Genomic DNA, 20,747 nt, shown 5'->3' on the forward strand with positions numbered 1-20,747 from the left:
ACTAAGGAACTCTCCGCATGCCCCCCACCCGAACTGCCCGGAGTCGCGTGATCCTCCCTGCGGCCCTCCTCGCGGTCGCCGGACTGGTCGCGGTTCCGATCGCCGTGCACGCGTCCAAGGACTCCACCTTGGCGACCGCGAACGCCGCGGACAGCACGACGACTGCCCTCCCGAGCGTCGGACGCGTGGAATCCTGCGTCCTGGATTCGTCCTCCAGCTGTACGGTCCAGCACGGCTTCGGCCAGAAGCCGACCGCGATCACCGCGACCGCGGCCGGTCCCGCGATCCTGTCCATCGACCCGAGCCGCACCACCGACCAGAGTTACCGGTTGCGTGCCCTGCGGTACGACGGCCAGAAGTACAGCACCGGCACGAAGCTGACCTACACCGTTCATTACGACTTCGCTGCCGCCCCGGGTCAGCCGACGACGACCCCCTCCGGTACGCCGTCGTCGTCCACCACCCCGACCAAGCCGCCGACGTCCACCACTCCCACCGGGACACCGACGCAGACCACCACGAGCACCAAGCCCCCGACCACGCAGCCACCTACGACGCAGCCCCCGACCTCGGCCCCGACCTCGACCAGCACGTCGCCGGCCTCGACGACGAGCCCGAGCAAGAGCTGCACGAGCCCGTCGTTCGTGACCACGTCGACCAACAACTCCGGTGACGGCCGGACCTTCGGTGCGTACTACGTCCACAACAACATGTGGAACAACAGCAACGGCACGTACACCCTGAGTGCCTGCAACTACGACAACTGGTTCCTCGACGTCACCCAGCCCCTCCCGGGTGACCGTGGTGTCCAGGCGTACCCGAACGTCCACAAGGACTACAGCGACGTACCGCTGTCGAAGATCCAGTCGGCGAAGTTCGCGGCGACGACGCCCGCCAACTGCTCCGCGTGCATCTACAACGTGGCGTTCGACATCTGGATCGGCGACGGTCTGAACAACGAGCTGATGATCTGGACCGACAACAAGAACCAGACACCGGCCGGGAAGAAGGTCGGCACCGTCACCTTCGGTGGCTTCACCTACGACGTCTGGCACGAGAACGGCTACACGGCCTACGTGTCGCAGGTGACGCAGAAGTCCGGCACGATGCCGCTGGCGAGCGTCTTCAAGGACATGCAGACCCGCGGCTGGGCCCCGAAGGCCACCACCTGGCAGGTCGACTACGGCGTCGAGGTGGTCTCCACCGGCAACACCAAGCAGCGCTTCGACTTCACCGACTTCTCCATCCAGGAGAACTGAGCGCCGCACGCTCTCGCTACAGCCCGGTGGCCACCGCGTTCTCGCGGTGGCCACCGGGTGTCTGGTGAGCGGCGTTTAGGGTTTCTGCCGTGACCGAACTGGTGATCTTCGACAACGACGGCGTACTGGTGGACTCCGAGCGGCTGGCGAACTCGATCTTGGCGGAGCTGCTGACCGAGGCCGGACTGCCGTACACGTTCGACGAGGCGGTGCGGGACTTCATGGGTGGCTCGATGGCCTCCATGCGCCAGAAGGCCGAGGCGCAGCTCGGGCGCCCGTTGCCGGCCGATCTCGAGGACCGGTACCACCAGCGGTTGTTCGCCGGGTTCGAGCGGCTGCAGGCGATCGCGGGGGTCGAGGCAGTCCTCGATCACCTGGACGCCCGCGGTGTCACCTACTGCCTGGCGTCGTCCGGCACCCACCGGCGGATCCGTACGGCGCTCACCGCGGTCGGGTTCCTGTCCCGGTTCGAGGGGCGGATCTTCAGCGCCGAGGACGTCGCGCACGGCAAGCCGGCGCCGGACCTGTTCCTGCATGCGGCCGCCACGCTGGGCGTGAAGCCGGTCGACTGCCTGGTGATCGAGGACAGCCCGCTCGGCGTCGCCGCCGCGGTCGCCGCCGGGATGAAGGTCTTCGGGTACGCCGGGATGACGGATCCCGCGAAACTTTCCGATGCGGACACGGTTTTCCACGACATGACGGCCCTCGCCGATCTCATCGACCACGCCTGAGACACTGGAACCACGATGTCTACTCCTCAGTCACACCCGGTCCGCGCTGAAGCGGTCGTCGATCTCGACGCGATCCGCCACAACGTGAGCACGCTGCGTGCTCGCGCCGAGGGTGCGCAGGTGATGACCGTGGTCAAGGCCGACGGGTACGGGCACGGGATGGTGCCGGTCGCCCGGGCCGCGCGGGAGGCCGGTGCCGACTGGATCGGGGCCGCTGTGCTCGAGGAGGCGCTGGCGCTGCGTGCGGCCGGTGACACCGGGCCGATCTTCTGCTGGCTGACCACGCCCGGCGAGCCGCTGACGGATGCGATCGAGGCCGGTATCGACCTGTCCGCCGGTGCGCCCTGGGAGATCGACGAGCTGGCGGCCGGCGTGACCGACCGGCCGGCGCGGGTGCACCTCAAGATCGACACGGGGATGTCCCGCGGCGGCGCCGTACCGGAGGAGTGGCCGGGGTTGATCCGGGCCGCCGTCCGCGAACAGACGGCCGGCCGGATCGAGGTCAAGGGCATCTGGTCGCACCTGGCCTCCTCGGACGAGCCGAAGAGCCCGGCGAACGAGAGCCAGCTGGCGACGTTCACCGAAGCGATCGAGGTGGCGGAGTCGTTCGGTGTCGACGCCGAGTTCAAGCACCTGGCGAACTCCGGTGCCACGCTGGCGCTGCCGGAGACGCATTTCAACCTGGTCCGCCCGGGCGTCGCGACGTACGGGCTCTCGCCGTTCGGGCACGCGCTGCCGCCGGCGGAACTCGGGCTGCGGCCGGCGATGACGCTGACGGCGCGGCTCGCGATGGTGAAGCGGGTGCCGGCCGGTGCGGGCGTCTCGTACGGCCTGACCTGGACGGCGCCGCGACCGTCGACGCTCGGCCTGGTCCCGCTCGGGTACGGCGACGGTCTGCCGCGGCACGCCTCGAACGGCGGCCCGGTGCAGGCCGGTGGCCGGCGGCGGGCGATCGTCGGGCGGATCTGCATGGACCAGTGCGTGGTCAACCTCGAGGACGATCAGGCGGCTGCCGGCGACGAGGTGGTGCTGTTCGGCCCGGGGACGTCCGGTGAGCCGACCGCCGACGACTGGGCCGACGCCGCGGGCACGATCAACTACGAGATCGTCACCCGCTTGGGCGCCCGCATTCCCCGCCGGTACGTCGACAGCGCGGCCGGCCCGAGTTCCGGACGCGAAGGGTAGATCGGCGTGTCCAAAGCAGGGCGGACCGCGGGCCTGATCGGAGCCGCGGTCGGGATTCTGGCCGCGGGCGCGGCGGCCGGTGTCGCGGTCGAGCGCCAGGTGATCGGCCGGCGTACTGGGCAGCGCAAGCAGCTCGAGGCCGAGCCGTTCGGTTCGCTGCACGGAACGCCGTACGTGTTCACCGCCGACGACGGCGTCGAGCTGTACGTCGAGGTGGACGAGCTGAAGCGGTCCCGGCGACCGGCACCGCCGCCGAAACGCCTGACCGGGGCGGCGGGGCGGGGAAGGAATCAGCACCGCAAGCTGCCGTTGCCGCCCGAGGATCTGACCGTGATCTTCGCGCACGGCTACGGGCTGAACATGGACCTGTGGCACTTCGAGCGCCGGGACATGGCCGGGATCGGCACGATGGTGTTCTACGACCACCGCTCGCACGGGCGTTCGGGCCGGTCGCCGCAGGAGAACGTCAGCATCGACCAGCTCGGCCGGGACCTGTACGGGATCATCGAGCGGTTCGCGCCGACCGGCCCGGTGATCCTGATCGGGCACTCGATGGGCGGCATGACGATCATGGCGCTCGCCGAGCAGCACCCGGAGCTGTTCGGGGACCGGGTGATCGGCGTCGGCCTGTGCTCGACCAGTGCGGGCGGTCTCGACGAGGTCCCGATCGTGTTCCCGGGCCGGATCGGCAGGTGGGCGCGGGCGCTCGCGACACCGACGGTCGCGGCGCTGGCCCGGATCCCGGAGGTGGTCGAGCGCAGCCGGAAGGCCGGTTCGGACCTCAGCTACCTGCTGACCCGGAAGTACTCGTTCGGCTCCGAGGTGCCGCCGGCGTTCACGGAGTTCGTGAACGAGATGATCGCGGCCACGCCGATCGAGGTGATCGCGGAGTTCTACCCGATCTTCGCGCTGCACGACAAGTTCGCCGCCCTGGAGCCGCTGCAGAAGGTGGAGTGCGTGGTGATCGGCGGCGACAAGGACGCGCTGACCCCGTTCGACCACGCCGAGGAGATCGTCCGGCGGGTGCCCGGCGCCGAGCTCGTCGAGGTCAAGAACTGCGGTCACCTGGGCCTGATCGAGCACCACCGTGAATTCACCGCGGCCCTCCTTGGCATGATCGAGCGAGCCGAACAATCCTTGGGACCTTCATGACAGTACAGATTGCCGGGCCTCCGGAACCGGCGGGGTCATGGGGCTGTGACTCCCGCCCTTCCCTCGTCGCTCCAGTCGCTGTGCTCGATGCCGCGCTGGCGCGCGGCAGGTCGCGGGGTCTGGTTCCCGGTCTTCCCTCGTCGCTCCAGTCGCTGCGCTCCCTGCGCTCCTCAGTCCAGACCGGGGACCCCGCGACCGGGATCCCTGCGCTCCTCAGTCCAGGCCGGGAGGCCCCATGACCGACCTGCATGTCGTAGATGCCACCGCTGAGCACGTGGACGAGATCGTCGCGGCGATCCATCACGCGTTCTCCGCCCGTCGTGTCCTCGACCCGCCCTCGACCGCCCTGTCCGAGAACGCGACCACGGTCGCCGCCGCCGTCGCCGAGCACGGTGGGCTGCTGGTCCGGATCGACGGCGCGCCCGCGGGGGCGATGCTGTTCGAGCAGGCCGGCGACGTCCTCAACCTGCGCCGCGTCTCGGTGGATCCACGCTTCCAGGGCCGCGGCGTCGCGTCCGCGATGGTCGGCTGCGCCGAGGAGGTCGCCGTACGGCGTGGGCTCGGCCGGGTGAACCTGATCGCGCGGGTCGAGCTGCCGGACACGGTCGAGTTCTGGCGGCGGCGTGGATACTCCGTCGTCGACCAGCAGGGACCGAACCTGATCTACGCGAAGGCGATGCCGGTCGAGCGGACGGTCCCGACGGCCGAGGAGATGCAGGCGATCGGCGAGGAGCTGGCCGGTCAGCTGCGCGCGGGCGACGTACTCGTGCTGTCCGGTGACCTGGGGGCCGGGAAGACCACCTTCACCCAAGGCCTCGGGGTCGGGCTCAAGGTGCGGGGTGCGATCACGTCGCCGACCTTCGTGATCTCGCGCGTGCACCCGTCGCTCGTCGACGGGCCGCCGCTGGTGCACGTGGACGCGTACCGCATCGGCGGCTTCGCGGAGCTGGACGACCTCGACCTGGACGCCAGCCTGGAGGACGCGGTCACGGTCGTCGAGTGGGGTCACGGGCTGGCCGAGGCGCTGGCGCCGGACCGGCTGGACATCGTGGTGACCCGCGGCGACGACGACACCGACGAGACCCGCGCGCTGCGGATCACCCCTGTCGGCCCGCGCTGGGCGGCGTCCGGCGTCCGGGTATCGGTACTGGAGAAGAACTGACATGCTGCTTGCCTTCGACACCTCGAGTGCCGCCGTCACCGTCGCGCTGGCCACGCCGGCCGGTGAGGTCGTCGCCTCGTCGACGACCGTGGACGCGTTGCGGCACGGCGAACTGCTCGCGCCGGCGATCGCGTCCGCGCTGAAGACCGCCGGCGTCACGCCGCGCGACCTGACCGGGATCGCGGTAGGCGTCGGACCGGGCCCGTTCACCGGGCTACGGGTCGGCCTGGTGACCGCCCGGACGATGGGTGAGGTGCTGGGGATCGAGGTCTGCGGTGTCTGCAGCCTCGACGTCCTGGCCCGGCAGTCGGCACTGACGCTGCCGGTCGCGGTCGCGACGGACGCGCGGCGCAAGGAGATCTACTGGGCGCTGTACGACGGCCCGGCCGCGGACGGCAGCCGCCGCCGGCTCGAAGGTCCCGCGGTCGACAAGCCGGCCGAGGTCGCGCACGTGCTGTCCGGCCTGCCGGTGATCGGCCGCGGCGCGGTGCTGTACGCCGACGCGCTCGGCGTGAGCACCGTCGACGTCACGGAGTACCCGTCGGCGGAGGTGCTGGCGACGGGCGTGGCGACCAAGACGCTCGAAGTGGTCGCACCCGAGCCGCTGTACCTGCGCCGGCCGGACGTCACGCTGTCCGGCGGGCCGAAGAGCGTCCTGTGAGGCCTGCCATCCGGGCAGCGGTGCCGGCCGACCAGCCCGCGCTCGTCGCCCTGGACGAGGTGTGCTTCGGGCCGGCCGCCTGGAGTACGGTCGCCTGGGCCGACGAGTTCGAGCGGCTGTCCGACGACCGGGTGATCCTGGTCGCGGACGAGGGCGAGGTCGTCGGGTACGCCGTCCTGCTGCTGCCCCCGGTCGCCGAGGACGTCGTCGAGGTACTGCGGATCGCGGTCACCCCGGCGGAACGGCGGACCGGGATCGGTGGCCAGCTGATGACGGCGGCGCTGGCCCGGTGCGCCGGCCGGACGGTGCTCCTGGAAGTTGCGGCGAGCAACGAATCCGCGATCGGGCTGTACCGGGGATTCGGTTTCGAACAGATCAGCCGCCGGCGTGGGTACTACGGCGCCGGCGAGGACGCGGTGATCATGCGGTGGCGGGAGACAGTGTGAGCAGTGTGAGCAGTGTGAGTACGGATGAGCCCCTGATCCTGGGGATCGAGACGTCGTGTGACGAGACCGGCATCGGGATCGTGCGCGGGCAGACGCTGCTCGCCGACGCGATCGCGTCCAGTGTCGAGGAGCACGCCCGGTTCGGCGGGGTCGTGCCGGAGGTGGCCAGCCGGGCGCACCTGGAGGCGATGGTGCCGACCATCCGCCGCGCGTGCGAGACGGCCGGGATCAAACCCAGTGACGTGGACGCGGTCGCGGTGACCAGTGGCCCCGGCCTGGCCGGTGCGCTGCTGGTCGGCGTCGCGGCGGCGAAGGGTCTGGCGCTGTCGCTGGACAAGCCGATCTACGGCGTGAACCACCTGGCGGCGCACGTCGCGGTCGACACGCTCGAGCACGGGGACCTGCCGAAGGGCTGCGTCGCGATGCTCGTGTCCGGTGGGCACTCGTCGCTGCTCGCGGTCCATGACATCACCGACATCACCGACGGCGTCGTACCGATGGGCAGCACGATCGACGACGCGGCCGGGGAGGCGTTCGACAAGGTGGCCCGGGTGCTCGGGCTGCCGTTCCCGGGCGGACCGTGGATCGACAAGGCGGCGCGGGACGGCGGCGACCGGATGTACGTGACGTTCCCGCGCGGGCTGACGTCGCAGCGGGACCTCGAGCGGCACCGGTTCGACTTCTCGTTCTCCGGGTTGAAGACCGCGGTCGCGCGCTGGGTCGAGGCGAAGCGGCGGGACGGCGAGGACGTGCCGGTGAACCATGTCGCGGCCGCGTTCCAGGAGGCGGTCTGCGACGTGCTGACCCGGAAGGCGATCGACGCGTGCAAGGACCGCGGGTTCGAGCACCTGCTGATCGGTGGCGGTGTCGCGGCGAACTCGCGGTTGCGGGCCATGGCCGAGGAGCGGGCCACCGCGGCGGGGATCGCCGTCCGGGTGCCGCGGCCGGGGCTGTGCACGGACAACGGTGCGATGGTCGCGGCGCTCGGGTCGGAGCTCGTCCGGGCCGGCCGGGTCCCGTCACCGCTGGACCTGCCGGCCGACTCGTCGATGCCGGTCACGGAGGTACTGAACAAGTGAAGTGGACCGGACCCGACGGCTTCGAGGCCGACGACGACGCGACCCGCATCGACGCCGCCGTCGTGCAGGGCTTCCTGAGTACGTCGTACTGGGCCAAGGGGATCCCGCAGGACGTGGTGGACCGCGCGATCGCGGGCTCACTGAACCTCGGGGTGTACGACGCGGACGGTGCGATGGTCGCGTACGCGCGGATGGTGACGGACCGGGCCACGTTCGCCTGGCTGGCCGACGTGTTCGTGCTCGAGTCGCACCGCGGCCATGGTCTGGGGCGGTTCGTGGTGTCGACGTTGCTGGAACACCCTGACCTGAAGGGCCTGCGGCAGATTCTGCTGGCGACCGCCGACGCGCACGAGCTCTACCGTTCGTACGGTTTCACCGAGACCCCACCCGGCCGGATGATGGCGATCCGCCAGGAACCGACCGAGCTGTACGTGCAGCCGTGAGGTGTCCGGGTGTCGACCTCGTCCGGCACCCGGCCGGGGCGACCGATCTCGTGCTGCTCGCGCACGGCGGTCAGGAGCACTCGCACGCCGACCCGCACCTGTGGCGGCCGGCGCTGCTCCGGATGTGGCCCTTCGCGCCGGCCGCGCGGTCGGCCGCACCGGACGCGGCGGTCGGGTTGCTGCGGTATCGCTTCCGCGGCTGGAACGACGACGGTGACGCCGCCGCTGATCTGCGAGCCGTCCTGGACGCGCTGCCGCCGGTGATCTCGCGGGTCCTCCTGATCGGGCACTCGATGGGCGGGCGAGCGGTTGTTGCCGCCGGCGATCATCCTCGCGTGGCCGGAGTGCTCGCGCTGGCACCCTGGCTGCCGCGCGACGAACCGCTGGTCGCGCTGCGTCCGCCGGTCACGTTCGCGCACGGCACCGACGACACGATGACCGATCCGGCCGGTACGACGGCGTACGCCGCTCGGCTGCGGGCGGCCGGCGTCGCGGTGACGACGTACCTGCTCGAAGGTGAGGGGCACGCGATGCTGCGGCGGCCCGCGGACTGGAACCGGATCGTGGCCGACTTCGTGGCCGGTAGGACCAGCGAGGACCTGCCGGAGACCAGCGCCCACGTGGCGTCGGCGGTTGGCAGCATCGCGGTGGCGCGGTTCCGGATGCCGGTGAGGGAACGCTTCCGCGTGCCCTGCCGAACCAAGACTCACTAGGGACTCGATAGGACAGGCGCCGACGCGCGCTGCTTGTTAGGCTGCGCCGACTCCGTGCGGGAGGTGGCCGGTCGATGCGTACTTCGGACAGCGAGTCGACGAGTGGCATTCTCGCGCCCCGGTTCGTCGGCCGGGATCGTGAACTGGCCGTGCTCCGGGACGCGTTGGACAGGCCCGATCCGGTGGTGCTGCTGATCGAGGGCGAGGCCGGGATCGGCAAGACCCGGCTGGTCCAGGAGGTACTGCGGGACGTCGAGCGGACCACGTTGCTGGTCACCTGTCCGCCGTACAGCCAGCCGTTCACGTTGGCCGCTGTGGTCGACGCGTTGCGAGCGGCGGTGGACGACGTCCGGTTGTTGTCGTTGAGCCCACTGACCGGGGCGTTGCGGTCGGTGTTCCCGGAATGGATCGGTCATCTGCCGCCGAGCCCGGAGCCACTCGACGATCCGGCCGCCGCACGACACCGGTTGTTCCGCGCGCTGGGCGAGCTGATCGACGCGCTCGGGATCTCGTTGCTGGTCGTCGAGGACGCGCAGTGGGCAGACCCGGCGAGTGTCGATCTGCTGCTGTACTTGCAGACGCGGCCGGCCGCGGCGTTGTCGTTGGTGATCACGTGCCGGACTCCCGACGTACCGCGGTTGCGGATCGTGCCGGGTGCGGTGCGGGTCCGGCTCGACGGATTGAGCGTCGGCGAGACCGCGACGCTGGTGTCGTCGATGCTCGCCGAACCGCCGGTATCCAAGGCGTTCGCGGGCTTCCTCCGGACCCGCACGGACGGCGTGCCGCTGGCGCTGGAGGAGACCGTCCGCCTGTTGCACGCCCGCGCCGACCTGACCCACCGCGACGGCGCCTGGGTACGGCGGCACCTCGACCAGATCACCGTCCCGGCCCGGATCCGCGACGGCGTGCTCGAACGGCTCGCGCATCTCGATCGCCCGACCCAGGCGGTACTGCGGGCCGCGGCCGTCGCCGGCGAACCGGTCGACGTGGACGGTCTCGTCGCCATCACGGGACTGGCGCAGGGACCGGCGTACGACGGGGTGTCCGCGGCGCTCGCGGTTCAGCTGCTCGAGGAACGCGGGACCGGGGTCGCGTTCCGGCACGCGCTCGTCCGGCAGGCCGTGTACGACGAGATTCCCGCACACGAACGGCGGGCCGCGCACCGGGCCGCGGGCGAACTGCTGGAGCAACGAGGCCGGGCCGCGCAACTGGCCGAGCATTTCAAGGCGGCCCGGGAACTTCCGCGCTGGCGACGGTACGCCGAGCAAGCAGCCGACGCGGCCCTCGCGGCCGGCGACGAGACCACGTCCGTCGGGTACCTGTTCGACCTCGCGCTCGAGGCTGAGCTGGACGGTGCCGAGCTGGCGCGGATCGCGGCGAAGATCACCTACAGCGCGGTCGTCGGCGAGCAGCGGTACGACGCGTTGATCCGGGCGCTGCGGGCCGGGCTCGACGAGTGCGCTGACGAGGCCCGCGGTGCGTTGCGGTTCCAGCTGGCGCGGGCGCTGAGCAACTCGGGCGATTTCGCCGGGTCGCGGCGGGAGCTCGAACTCGCCGTACCGGATCTGGTGCAGGACCGGACCACGTCGATGCGGGCGATGCTGATGCTCGGCGTACCGCACGGGACATCGTGGCCGGCGTCTCGGCACCTGGGCTGGCTGCGCCGGGCGCGGGAGTTGGTGCGCCTCGACGATCCCGTCGAGGGCACGCGGTTCCTGGTCGACCACACCGTGGGGTTGCTGGGGCTCGGCGAGCCGTCCGGGTGGGATCAGCTCGACCAGCTCCCCAACGAGGCGACCGATCCACGGCAGCGCGATGATCTTGCCCGAGGCAACATCAATCTGAGCGACGTGGCGCTGCTGTGGGGCCGCTACGCCGAAGCGCGCACGATGCTGGACCGGGCCGCCGCGTTGGCCGAAGGGCGTGGCTATGTGCGGATGACGGACCTGATCGCGCTGAACCAGGCCCGGCTCGACTGGCACACCGGCGCGTGGGACGGTCTGGCCGAACGCGCTGCCGAACTGGCCGGCAACGAGGACATCCCGGCGAACACCAGGGTCGAGGCGCTGCTCGTCGTGCTTTGGCTCGACCATGCGGCCGGGCGCGAGCTGACCCGGCTCGACGAGGCGGTCCAGGGGGTTTGGGAGTTCGCGCCGACCTCGCTGACGGCGGAGGTCGCCGCGCTGGCCGCGATCGGGCCGCTCGCCGACGGCCGGCCGGACGAAGCGGTAGTCATCACCGATCCGGCGATGGAGATCATCCACACGAAACAGTCGTGGCTGTGGGCCAACGAGCTCGTGCCGGTTCGCGTCGCCGCGCTGGCCGCGGTCGGCCGGCTCGACGACGCGGCCGAGCTGACGGCTGCCTTCGAACGCGGAGTACCGTCCGGGCGTTCGCTGAGCTCACCCGCCGCGGTCGCCACCTGTACGGCGTTGGTCGCCGCGGCCGCCGGCGACTCCGGCCGCGCCCGTACGGCGTACCGCGAAGCCGCCCGAGCGTGGGCACAACTGCCGCGCCCGTACGCCGCTCTGCTGGTCCAGGAACAGGCCGGACGCTGCGACCTCGGCGCCGGCCGGACCGCCGACGGACTGGCCTCGCTGACCGCCGCCTTCGACGGACTCGCGGCGTTGGGCGCACGCTCGGACGCGACCCGGATCCTGCAGGTGCTGACCGAGCACGGCGTCAAACGCAGCCGTCCCTGGTGGGGAGGTCGCAAGGGGTACGGCGACCAGCTCTCGCCCCGTGAACTCGAAGTCGTCCGCCTGGTCGCGGAGGGCCGCTCGAATCGCGAGGTGGCCGAGGCGCTGTTCCGCTCGCCGCACACTGTCTCGTCCCAGCTGTCGTCGGCGCTCCGCAAACTCGGGCTCAGCTCCCGCCACGAGATCCCGGCCGCGGCCCGCGAGGCGGGACTCCTCTAGGGCGTGTCTCCTGATCCCCCGCCTACTGCGCCGCATCAGGACACACGCCCTAGTTCAGATTGGTGCGGTGCCGGTCGACATTGGTTCGGTCGGAAGCCCCACCGAGCGGTCCAGCTGGGTTGACTGCTGGCATGCGTGATCCACAGAGGCCGCGGGCGTCCTCGGACGAAGGATCCGATCCGGCCGCGGCCGATGCCTCCGACGAGCAGACCGAGCCCGACGTGCCAGCCGGCGCGGACGACTACGAACCGCTCTGACCGCCCACTCGACCAGGGAGTCCCCCGCCCATGAACAGATCAGCCGAGTTCCGCCGAAGTCGAACGTTCCTGCTCTTTCTGCTCGTCATCACTCTCACCCTGGCGCTGGTCGGAGTACCGACCGCCCAAGCTCGGAAGGACGCCGGTCCGGCACCGATCCGTCCGGACAAGATCGCCAAGTCCCTGCAGCAGAAGTTCACCGCCGACGGCACCGGTCCGCAGGACTTCTGGATCAAGTTCGATTCCGCCGCCGGCACCTCGGAAGCGTCCGGCATCCGCGACTGGACCGAGCGCGGCACGTACGTCGTGGATCGGCTGAGCAAAGCGGCCAAGGACGCGCAGGCCGGGGCCCGGGCCTTGCTGGACAAGGCCCACGTGGACTACACGTCGTACTGGGTCTCCAACGCGATCCGGGTGCACGGCGGCGACTACACGCTGGCGCAGACGCTGAGTGCGGCACCGTCGGTGCAAAGCATCTTCGCGCCGGTGTCGTACGAGCAGGCCGAGCCGGTGCAGAGCAAGGCCGCTGCGGCGGTCACCGGACCCGAGTGGGGTGTCAGGAGTATCAAGGCCGACCAGGTCTGGCAGAAGTACGGCGCCCGCGGTGACGGCATCGTCGTCGCCAGCATCGACACCGGCACCGAGTTGAGCCACCCGGCGCTCGTCGAGCAGTACCGCGGGACGAACGCCGACGGCTCGTTCAGCAACGACTACAACTGGCTGGACACTTCTGGAGCCTCGCAGTTCCCGACCGACCACCAGGGCCACGGCACGCACACGATGGGCACGATGGTCGGCGACGACGGGGGCGTGAACCAGACCGGTGTCGCGCCCGGTGCGCGCTGGATCGAGGCGAACGGCTGCTGCGCGTCGGACGAGACGCTGCTGCAGGCGTCGCAATGGATGCTCGCGCCGACCAAGACCGACGGCAGCGCGCCGGACCCGTCGAAGCGGCCGAACATCGTCAACAACTCCTGGGGTTCCACCAACCCGACCACTGAGCCGTTCCTCGAGGACATCCAGCAGGCGTGGGCGGACTCGGGCATCTTCGGTGTCTGGAGCAACGGCAACAACGGGCCCGGCTGCGACACCTCCGGCAGCCCGGGCAGCCGGACCCTGAACTACGCGGTCGGCGCCTACAGCGAGGACGGCACGATCGCGAGCTTCTCCAGCCGTGGCCCGGGCCAGGACGGCGAGGTCAAGCCGAACATCTCCGCCCCCGGCGACCTGGTCCGTTCCAGCTACCTGAACGGCCGCTACGCGCTCATGAGCGGTACGTCGATGGCCGCGCCGCACGTAGCGGGCGCAGTCGCCCTGCTGCTGTCGGCGCACCCGGAGCTGATCGGTGACGTCGCGCGGATCCGGCAGTTGCTCGACCAGACCGCACAGGACGCCGACGACACCACGTGCGGCGGCACCGCGGCCGACAACAACGTGTACGGCGAGGGCCGCCTGGACGCACTCGCCCTGGTCGAAGCAGTCGACGCCGGCGCTGCCGGCGCGATCGCCGGCAAGGTCACGAGCAGCACCGGTACGCCGGTCTCGGGTGCGGCCGTCGCACTGAGCGGATCGGCCGGTCAGCGATCGACGCGTACCGATGCTAACGGCAACTATTCGGTCGCGAACCTCCCGATCGGCAGCTACACCGCGACGATCACCGCCTTCGGCTACAGGGCGGGTACGGCGACCATCGTGGTCACCGCGGACCAGACGACGACCACCGACGTACAGCTCGCCGATACCGACGGATTCACGGTGTCCGGGACGATCGCGGACCAGACCACGGGCGGGCCGCTGGCCGGGACGGCCACGATCATCGGGACGAAGTACGTCGCGACCGCGGATGCGAGCGGCCGGTTCACGCTGAAGGGTGTGCCCGGGCCGCGCAGCTACACGGTGAAGATCGACGACGGCGGGCGCTGTGCGGTGCCGGTCTACCGCACGATCCAGGTGAGCGCGAACACCACGGTTCCGGCCGTCGAACTCGGGCGCCGGTCCGACCAGCCGATGAGCCCGGACGGTTGGTGGGGCGGGAGCTACGGCTACACCTGCGGCCTCGAGCCGACGACCTGGATCGACGGCACTCAGGAGGTCGTCAAGCCGCACGTCTACGACTCGACGGCCGTCAAGCTGCCGTTCCGGTTCACGTACTTCGGGAAGACCTACGACACGGCGTACATGGCTCCGGGCGGGATCGCGCAGGTCGGGTTCTGGACCACGCCGTACAACGGTGCGAACTACCCGTACGACGAGTACGGGTACGACACCGTGAACTACGGGCTGACCCCGCGGCTCGGCGCGGCCTTCGACGACGGGCAGGCGCAGTTGTACACGCGCACCAGCGGCACCGCGCCGAACCGGACGTTCACGATGGAGTTCCGGAACTACTCGGTGATCGGTCAGGACATCCACTTCAGCTACGAGGTCACCCTGCACGAACGCGGCGACATCGTGTTCGCGTACCACGGTCTCGATCCGGCCGATCCGCTGCAGACCGGCCTCGAGACGATCGTGATGATCAACGACCACAGCCCGGACGGCCGCGCCGCCGACCGCACCGAGTTCACGTACTCGAACAAGGAGCCGGTGCTGTCCAGCGAGCGGCAGATCCACTTCAGCCTGCCGGCGAACGGTTTCGTGAACGGCACGGTGGTGGACAAGGCGGGCAAGGCGGTGCCGAACGCGAACGTCGACCTGCGCGACCAGAACGGTTGGCTGGCCCAACGGGTCATGACCGATGCCGAAGGCAAGTACCGGTTGCAGTTGATGACGGGGCGGCAGTACAAGCTCTCGGTGCTGGCCGAGCCGGGGTACGACGCGCTTCCGGATCAGACCGTGAAGTTGACGACCGACCGGCAGGAGCTGGCGCTGCGGACCACGCTGTCGGGCGGTGTGATCAACGTGCCGTCGACGGTGTCGTCGAGGCCAGGCAAGCCGGTGCAGGTTGCGCTGCGCAACGACGGCGACGCACCGCTGAACTGGCGGGCGCGGCTGTCGGTCCCGGGCGCTGCCGGGGCGGCGCCGGGAACCGAGCTGTCCAAGATCCTGTTCGGCAAGGCGACGACCGCGGTCGAGGAGGTCGACGGGCAGTACTGGGCCACGGACCTGCTCGGGCAGAGCATCGTCCAGGTGACCGCGGGCGGTGACCCGACCGGCGCGGTGATCCCGATGGCCCCGATCGCCAAGGCTGTCGGTGCGGGTGACGCGCTGACGGTCGCGACCGATCTCGCCTGGGTGCCGGACCGGTCGCTGCTGTGCATGACGCTGTACCGGGTGACCACCGACATCGCCTGCGTCAACCCGGCGGCGCCGGAGAACGTCTCGCTGGTGCGGACCGGCTACCGCGCCGAGGTGCAGTTGGTCGGGCTCGCCTACGACGCGGACCAGGACCGGTTCTTCACCTCGGCGCAGGCTCAAATCGGTGGTTTCCAAGCGCAGATCCGGACGTTGACCGGTTTCGGGCACACCGATCCGGGCGAGCTGCTCGGTAGCTGCATGTATCCGCGGCAGGCCTCGGGACTCGGCTTCAACCCCGTGTCGCAGTCGCTCTGGTCGCACACCGAGGAGTACGGCGACGGGCTCGGGCACAACCAGTCCGTGTACCGGCAGATCGACCCGGCGACCTGCGCGGAACAGTCGTCGCTGACGATCCCGGAGTACTCCGTGGCGGGCCTGCCCGGGACTTCGGTGGATCTCGACCCGCAGGGCAACCTGATCACGACGTTCCTCGCCGGCACGGCGTTGATGACGGTTGCGACGCCGGACCCGATCGCCGCGCAGCCGCGGTGGGCTTCGGTTCCGGAGGACTCCGGGACCCTGGCGAAGCGGGCGCGGACGACGATCCCGGTCAACGTCACCTGGCCGGACGGGGTGTCGCAGCTGACGCTGACGATTCGTGGGAACGGAGGTGCTCAACCCGTTCGCACGGTGACCATCAAGCGTCCGTAAGGACGGGAGCGCGTGGGTGCGTGGCTTCGGCTGCGCACCCACCACGGTTGCAGAGGCCTGGGGGTGTTGCGCACCGCTGGCTCCCCAGGCGAACGGTTAGCGGCAACCGGTTCCACTGATCAGCGTGCCCAACCCAGGTGAACGATGGACCTGGGTTGGGTGACGCGTGGTCAACGGACACCGGCGTTCAGCGCCGAAGGCCGGTTCAGCCATGTGGACTGCGGACGGGAAGTGGGGACTGCAGACAGGTAATACCGGGTTCGCAGTCCCGAGTACCTGTGCCAACCCCAAGCGAGAACCGCCTGTCGAACCTCACCGTGCCAGAGCTCCTCACCACCCGGTCGCCCGGATTCAGGCTGATCGACGTGCCGAGCACCGCGAGTGCCCCACTGAGCACGCCCCACTGAGCACGCCCCACTGAGCACGCCCCACTGAGCACGCCCCACTGAGCACGCCCCGCGACGCACGCAGCTGACCACTGGAATCCCTCGCCCAGCGTCCGACTCAGGACGCTAGTGGCGGGTCTCCGGGGAGCGCAGCAACGGACGCAGCACCTCGTCCGTCGGCAAGTCACCCGGAGACCCGCTCGCGAGGTCGATCATATGTTCGAATACGGGTCGAGCGCAAGTCCCGATTGTGCGGCCCGGTGCCGGCCGGGGGTGGTGCCGACGACGGCCGCGAAGGCGGCGATGAATCCGCTCGGGTTCGCCCAGCCGCAGGCGTGGGCGACGTACGTCGTGTCGTGGCCGGCGGCGAGCAGGACCAGAGCATGGTAGATCCGGAGCTGGGTTCGCCACTCGTAGAAGGTCATGCCGAGTTCGTTGTGGAAGAGCCGGCTGAGGGTGCGGGCCCCGGCGCCGGCGCTGCGGCCGAGTTCGGCGAGTGAGGTGTTGTCGGCCGGGTTCTCGCGGAGCAGCCTTGCGATGGTTCGCAGGCGGTCGTCCTGTGGCTCGGGGAGTTGGAGTGGTTGCTCCGTCGCTTCGTGGAGTTCGTCGACGAGGACGCGTTGGAGGCGGGTTCGGGCCTGGCTGTCGAGGTGGCGGCTGGTCAGGGCGAGCAGGACCTCGCGGGCGAGGCCCGAGGCCAGGAAGACCGCGGGGCGGTTCGGGACTCGTCGGGCCAGCGCGGTCGGCAGGAAGACGATGCGCATGTCGGTCTCGCCGTGAGCGCGATGATGGTGCGAGAAGCCGGCGGGGGTCCAGGCGACCCGGTTCGCGGGCACGATCGAGGTGCCGTGGTCGGTGTGCACGGACAGGACACCGCGGGCGGCGTACACCAGGTGTCCTTCGTCGTGGGTGTGCACGGAGCTCGTGCCGCCCGACGTCCACTGGTGGGCGCCGGCGGACGGGAAGAATTCCGACCGGTCAGGTTGGCGGCCATCGGGCATAGCTTGGCATTCTATCGGTGGTCGGCCAGGTCGCTCCGGACGCATCGTGGACGCATGACGACGACGATGCGTGCCGCGGTCTGTGTCCGCGCTGGTGGTCCCGAGGTGCTAGAGATTCGCGAGTTGCCGGTGCCGGCGGTTCGGGACGGCTGGAGTCTGGTCCGGGTCCGGGCGGCCGGGCTGAACCGGTCGGAGCTGCGGACCCGCCAAGGGCACTCGCCGAGCGTGAGCTTTCCGCGGGTGCTCGGCATCGAGTGCGTCGGCGTCGTCGCGGTGTCGACCGATCCCGCCGTACCGGAAGGGGTGACGGTCGCGGCGGTGATGGGGGAGATGGGACGGCAGTACGACGGGGGCTGTGCGGAGTACGCGTTGTTGCCGAACGCATCGTTGATGCCGCTCGACACCTCCTTGCCGTGGGACGTTCTGGCCGCGCTGCCGGAGACGTATCTGACCGCGTTCGGGGCGCTCGAAGCGGTGGGGATCGAGGCGGGCGGCCGGCTGCTGATCCGCGGCGGGACGTCGTCGGTCGGGATGGCGGCCGCGTCGATCGCGCGCGCGTACGGCGTCGAGACCGCGGTGACGACCCGGCGTGCCGCCAAGGCCGGCGGGTTGACGGCGGAGCACGTGATCATCGACGACGATGGACCGTTGGCGCTGCCGTGGCCGGACGGGCCGTCGTACGTTCTGGATCTGGTCGGGGCGCGGACGGCGGTCGAGTCGTTGCGCCTCGTCGCGCCAGGCGGGACGGTGTGCGTGGCGGGTTCGCTCAGTGGGTGGCTGATCGAGAACTTCGAGCCGATCGCGATGATCCCCAGTGGTACGCGGCTGACGGCTTTTCACAGCGAGACGATGAAGGGGCGGGCCGACGTACTGCAGCGAATCGTCGGTGAGGTCGAGGCCGGGGTCTACGCGCCCAATGTGGATCGCGTGTTCGATCTGCAGGACATCAGCGCGGCGCACCGGTACATGGAGAACGACGAGGCGACGGGGAAGGTCGTCGTCAGGATGTGATGCGGCGGCACGAGTAGGCGACGGCGTCCCGGTCGATCCGCGTGATGATCAGCGTCGCGGACGCCGAGCCCTTCGGTGCGAGCTTCTTGCGCAGCTGGGCCGGGTCGAGGTCCACACCGCGCCTCTTGATCTCCAGCGTGCCGATGCCCTGGCTGCGCACCCAGGAACGCAGCGCCTTCTCCTTGTACGGCAGCTCCTCCAGCACCTCGTACGCCGAGCCGAGCGGCGTCGGGACGTACTGCGCTGCGGTGACGTAAGCAATGCGCGGATCCAGAAGCCAGCCGTCCACCGCTGCAGCCACTGCGGTGACCAGACCGGCCCGGACGACCGCACCGTCGGGCTCGTAGATGTACCGACCGACCGGACCGACCTCAGCGTCCGGTGCGTCGGTGACGGTCGCCGCACTGGGCAGCAGAGTGGCGCGCCGGGTGATCCCGTTGGCGAGCGAACCGGACCACAGCGCGGCCTCCTTCACCTCACCGGAGTCACTGACCCACTCCGCCTCGACACCGTCGGGGACCGCGTCGTGCGGGATGCCCGGTGCGACCTTGACACAAGCAGTCCGCTCCAGCAGCCCGGTCACGAACGACCAGGGCGGCGAGTAGGCGTTGTGATCGAACACGCGCCGCCCATCCGCCCGCCGCGCGGGGTCCGCGAACACCACGTCGTACGGCGTGAGGTCGGTCGCCTCGGCCTCGCCGACCAGCACGTCTCCGGGGAGGCCGAGGGCGGACAGGTTGGCGCGGGCGGTGGCTGCGGTCTCGGGGTCGCGCTCGACACCGGTCACGCGCAGGCCGGCGCGGGCAGCACTGATGAGGTCGCCGCCGATGCCACAGCCCAGGTCGACCACGCCGGCGCCCGGGAGGGTCGCTGCGATCCGTGCGGCGCGATGGGTGCCGACAGCGGTCCGGGTGGCCTGCTCGAGGCCGTCTGGGGTGAAGTACATCCGCTGCGCGTCCGGACCGAACTTGGCGACGGCACGGTGGCGCAACGCGGCCTGAGTGACCGCAGTCGTGACCAGCGTCGCGTCGTACCGGCGTCTGAGCTTCTCGACCAGTTGGAGTTCACGGCCGGGCTGGTAGTCCGCACATGCTGTGGCGAGGACCTCAGCGCCCGGCCCGTCGAGCAGCGCGGTAACAGTCACCCTGCAACTTTAGAGGGGACTCGAACAGCTCCTGCTCCAGCTGCGGGTTGCCATCGAGTACAGGCGCCAGTTCATGGCTGAGCGGGTCTTCGGGCCGTAGATGCCGTCCACGACGAGGTGGTGCCGCCGCTGGACCAGTTTGACCGCGGCCTGGGTCTTACTGCCGTAGAGCCCGTCGACGGCCAGCTTGGTGCCGTAGCAGAAGTTGAGATTGCGCTGGAGCACTTGGATCGCGGTCTCCGGGTCGCCGTACCGGTTGGAGCCGCGGTACGGGTTGTCGCCGTACATCAGGTTGCAGGTGGTGCTGGTGCTCGCGTAGATCGACGGCATCGGGATGCCCCAGCTGCGGTTCACCGGGACCAGCCGGGCGGCCCGGCACTGCGGGAGCGCGGCCGCGGCCTTCATCTCGGCGGCGGTTGCCTCGCGGGACTCCTCGGGCTGGTCGGCCTTCGCGTCCTTCCGGTCCTTCTGGGCCGGCGCGGTGGCGGGTGCGCCGGCGGCCGGGGAGTCGGATTTGGAGGCGTTGGCGGCGACCGCTCCGACCGCCACCGCGCCGACCGCGGCGAGGAGTGCGACGGTGCGGCCGGACAGCTTGGGCAGTGCCGGCAGCTTGAACGCCATGGCTCCTCCTGGGGGCCGTCCCTGAGACCGCTCTGAGAGAACGGTCGCATGCCGGCCGGGGTTTGACCACATTCCGTGCCGGGGCGATCACGGCGTCGGCGGCGAATTCCTTTGGCACTCGAGTTGACCGAGTGCTAATCGCGGCCTAGATTCGGTGTTGGCACTCTCCTAGTGAGGGTGCCAGCGGTCCGGCCCTTGACCCCCGCGACGGCAGGGGAACGCGACCACATGGGAAACAGACAAGCGAATTCGACCGTGGAGGTCAGCAAGTGTCGGTCACGATCAAGCCGCTCGAGGACCGCGTCCTCGTCGCGCCGCTCGAAGCCGAGCAGACCACGAAGTCCGGCCTGGTGATCCCGGACACCGCCAAGGAGAAGCCGCAGGAGGGCGAGATCCTCGCTGTCGGCCCGGGCCGGATCGACGACAACGGCAACCGCGTCCCGCTGGACGTCGCCGTCGGCGACAAGGTCATCTACTCCAAGTACGGCGGCACCGAGGTCAAGTACGACGGTCAGGACTACCTGATCCTGGGCGCCCGCGACATCCTCGCCGTCGTCAGCAAGTGACGAACCCCCGTTCCTGACCGACACCGCCCCGGAGCCACTGGCGCCGGGGCGGAGTGGGTTCCTG

Annotated in this window: 18 protein-coding genes; 15 read left to right on the forward strand and 3 right to left on the reverse strand. The window is 70.3% G+C overall.

The genetic code is table 11. The features are described from left to right. Positions 1-47 precede the first annotated feature (47 nt). The 13 genes from ACFYRH_RS10930 to ACFYRH_RS10990 all read left to right on the forward strand — a co-directional run bounded on the left by ACFYRH_RS10930 (position 48) and on the right by ACFYRH_RS10990 (position 15,954). Positions 48-1,259, forward strand: coding sequence for a hypothetical protein (locus ACFYRH_RS10930; RefSeq protein ID WP_387771494.1), 1,212 nt, complete (start codon positions 48-50; stop codon positions 1,257-1,259). 89 nt (positions 1,260-1,348) lie between these two features. Beyond that, positions 1,349-1,990: an HAD family hydrolase gene (locus ACFYRH_RS10935; RefSeq protein WP_387771497.1), complete on the forward strand. Its 642-nt coding sequence runs from the start codon at positions 1,349-1,351 to the stop codon at positions 1,988-1,990. 15 nt (positions 1,991-2,005) lie between these two features. Next, the gene (gene alr / locus ACFYRH_RS10940) at positions 2,006-3,175 is read left to right on the forward strand and encodes an alanine racemase (protein WP_387771500.1); all 1,170 of its coding nucleotides are present in this window, start codon (positions 2,006-2,008) and stop codon (positions 3,173-3,175) included. A gap of 6 nt (positions 3,176-3,181) precedes the next feature. Then, positions 3,182-4,327 (forward strand): alpha/beta fold hydrolase, encoded by a 1,146-nt coding sequence (locus ACFYRH_RS10945; RefSeq protein WP_387771503.1) that lies wholly within the window; start codon positions 3,182-3,184, stop codon positions 4,325-4,327. A gap of 235 nt (positions 4,328-4,562) precedes the next feature. Next, the gene (tsaE, locus tag ACFYRH_RS10950; RefSeq protein ID WP_387771506.1) at positions 4,563-5,489 is read left to right on the forward strand and encodes a tRNA (adenosine(37)-N6)-threonylcarbamoyltransferase complex ATPase subunit type 1 TsaE; all 927 of its coding nucleotides are present in this window, start codon (positions 4,563-4,565) and stop codon (positions 5,487-5,489) included. Position 5,490: 1 nt separating this feature from the next. Further along, positions 5,491-6,150, forward strand: a complete 660-nt coding sequence (gene tsaB, locus ACFYRH_RS10955; RefSeq protein WP_387771508.1) for a tRNA (adenosine(37)-N6)-threonylcarbamoyltransferase complex dimerization subunit type 1 TsaB — start codon at positions 5,491-5,493, stop codon at positions 6,148-6,150. Next, on the forward strand, positions 6,147-6,596 hold the full coding sequence (locus ACFYRH_RS10960) for a GNAT family N-acetyltransferase (protein WP_387771510.1): 450 nt from the start codon (positions 6,147-6,149) through the stop codon (positions 6,594-6,596). The genes tsaB and ACFYRH_RS10960 overlap by 4 nt, the downstream gene beginning before the upstream one ends. A 14-nt stretch (positions 6,597-6,610) precedes the next feature. Beyond that, positions 6,611-7,675 (forward strand): tRNA (adenosine(37)-N6)-threonylcarbamoyltransferase complex transferase subunit TsaD, encoded by a 1,065-nt coding sequence (gene tsaD, locus ACFYRH_RS10965; protein WP_387771513.1) that lies wholly within the window; start codon positions 6,611-6,613, stop codon positions 7,673-7,675. After that, entirely contained in the window at positions 7,672-8,118 is a 447-nt protein-coding gene (locus ACFYRH_RS10970) for a GNAT family N-acetyltransferase (protein WP_387771516.1), read from the forward strand. Before tsaD ends, ACFYRH_RS10970 begins: the two co-directional genes overlap by 4 nt. Next, entirely contained in the window at positions 8,115-8,831 is a 717-nt protein-coding gene (locus tag ACFYRH_RS10975) for a dienelactone hydrolase family protein (RefSeq protein ID WP_387771519.1), read from the forward strand. Before ACFYRH_RS10970 ends, ACFYRH_RS10975 begins: the two co-directional genes overlap by 4 nt. A 74-nt stretch (positions 8,832-8,905) precedes the next feature. After that, entirely contained in the window at positions 8,906-11,749 is a 2,844-nt protein-coding gene (locus ACFYRH_RS10980) for an ATP-binding protein (protein WP_387771522.1), read from the forward strand. A 131-nt stretch (positions 11,750-11,880) separates the two neighbouring features. Further along, positions 11,881-12,006, forward strand: coding sequence for a hypothetical protein (locus tag ACFYRH_RS10985; protein WP_387771525.1), 126 nt, complete (start codon positions 11,881-11,883; stop codon positions 12,004-12,006). 30 nt (positions 12,007-12,036) lie between these two features. Beyond that, positions 12,037-15,954, forward strand: coding sequence for a S8 family serine peptidase (locus ACFYRH_RS10990; protein ID WP_387771528.1), 3,918 nt, complete (start codon positions 12,037-12,039; stop codon positions 15,952-15,954). 598 nt (positions 15,955-16,552) lie between these two features. Here ACFYRH_RS10990 and ACFYRH_RS10995 read toward each other — a convergent pair. Beyond that, positions 16,553-17,341, reverse strand: coding sequence for a helix-turn-helix domain-containing protein (locus tag ACFYRH_RS10995; protein WP_387771531.1), 789 nt, complete (start codon positions 17,339-17,341; stop codon positions 16,553-16,555). A 54-nt stretch (positions 17,342-17,395) separates the two neighbouring features. On the opposite strand from ACFYRH_RS10995, the gene ACFYRH_RS11000 reads away from it, so the two are divergent. Continuing rightward, positions 17,396-18,352, forward strand: a complete 957-nt coding sequence (locus tag ACFYRH_RS11000) for a zinc-binding dehydrogenase (RefSeq protein ID WP_387771534.1) — start codon at positions 17,396-17,398, stop codon at positions 18,350-18,352. Here the strand turns inward: ACFYRH_RS11000 and ACFYRH_RS11005 are convergent. Then, complete coding sequence (locus tag ACFYRH_RS11005; RefSeq protein ID WP_387771536.1) at positions 18,342-19,496, reverse strand: methyltransferase domain-containing protein; 1,155 nt, start codon at positions 19,494-19,496, stop codon at positions 18,342-18,344. The genes ACFYRH_RS11000 and ACFYRH_RS11005 overlap by 11 nt on opposite strands. A gap of 9 nt (positions 19,497-19,505) precedes the next feature. Continuing rightward, complete coding sequence (locus tag ACFYRH_RS11010; RefSeq protein ID WP_387771539.1) at positions 19,506-20,117, reverse strand: peptidoglycan-binding protein; 612 nt, start codon at positions 20,115-20,117, stop codon at positions 19,506-19,508. 269 nt (positions 20,118-20,386) lie between these two features. Here ACFYRH_RS11010 and groES point away from each other — a divergent pair, with 269 nt between their 5' ends. Continuing rightward, positions 20,387-20,683 (forward strand): co-chaperone GroES, encoded by a 297-nt coding sequence (groES, locus tag ACFYRH_RS11015; protein ID WP_130384566.1) that lies wholly within the window; start codon positions 20,387-20,389, stop codon positions 20,681-20,683. The last annotated feature ends 64 nt before the right edge of the window (positions 20,684-20,747 follow it).

Origin of the sequence: Kribbella sp. NPDC004875 (assembly GCF_042873375.1) — a bacterium.
Taxonomy (GTDB): Bacteria; Actinomycetota; Actinomycetes; order Propionibacteriales; family Kribbellaceae; genus Kribbella.

Excerpts from the sequence above, each read along its gene's own strand:
- alr (WP_387771500.1), top strand. The coding sequence starts at position 2,006 with ATGTCTACTCCTCAGTCACACCCGGTCCGCGCTGAAGCGGTCGTCGAT.
- tsaE (WP_387771506.1), top strand. The coding sequence starts at position 4,563 with ATGACCGACCTGCATGTCGTAGATGCCACCGCTGAGCACGTGGACGAG.
- tsaB (WP_387771508.1), top strand. The coding sequence starts at position 5,491 with ATGCTGCTTGCCTTCGACACCTCGAGTGCCGCCGTCACCGTCGCGCTG.
- ACFYRH_RS10980 (WP_387771522.1), top strand. The coding sequence starts at position 8,906 with ATGCGTACTTCGGACAGCGAGTCGACGAGTGGCATTCTCGCGCCCCGG.
- ACFYRH_RS10985 (WP_387771525.1), top strand. The coding sequence starts at position 11,881 with ATGCGTGATCCACAGAGGCCGCGGGCGTCCTCGGACGAAGGATCCGAT.
- ACFYRH_RS10990 (WP_387771528.1), top strand. The coding sequence starts at position 12,037 with ATGAACAGATCAGCCGAGTTCCGCCGAAGTCGAACGTTCCTGCTCTTT.
- ACFYRH_RS10995 (WP_387771531.1), bottom strand. The coding sequence starts at position 17,341 with ATGCCCGATGGCCGCCAACCTGACCGGTCGGAATTCTTCCCGTCCGCC.
- ACFYRH_RS11000 (WP_387771534.1), top strand. The coding sequence starts at position 17,396 with ATGACGACGACGATGCGTGCCGCGGTCTGTGTCCGCGCTGGTGGTCCC.
- ACFYRH_RS11010 (WP_387771539.1), bottom strand. The coding sequence starts at position 20,117 with ATGGCGTTCAAGCTGCCGGCACTGCCCAAGCTGTCCGGCCGCACCGTC.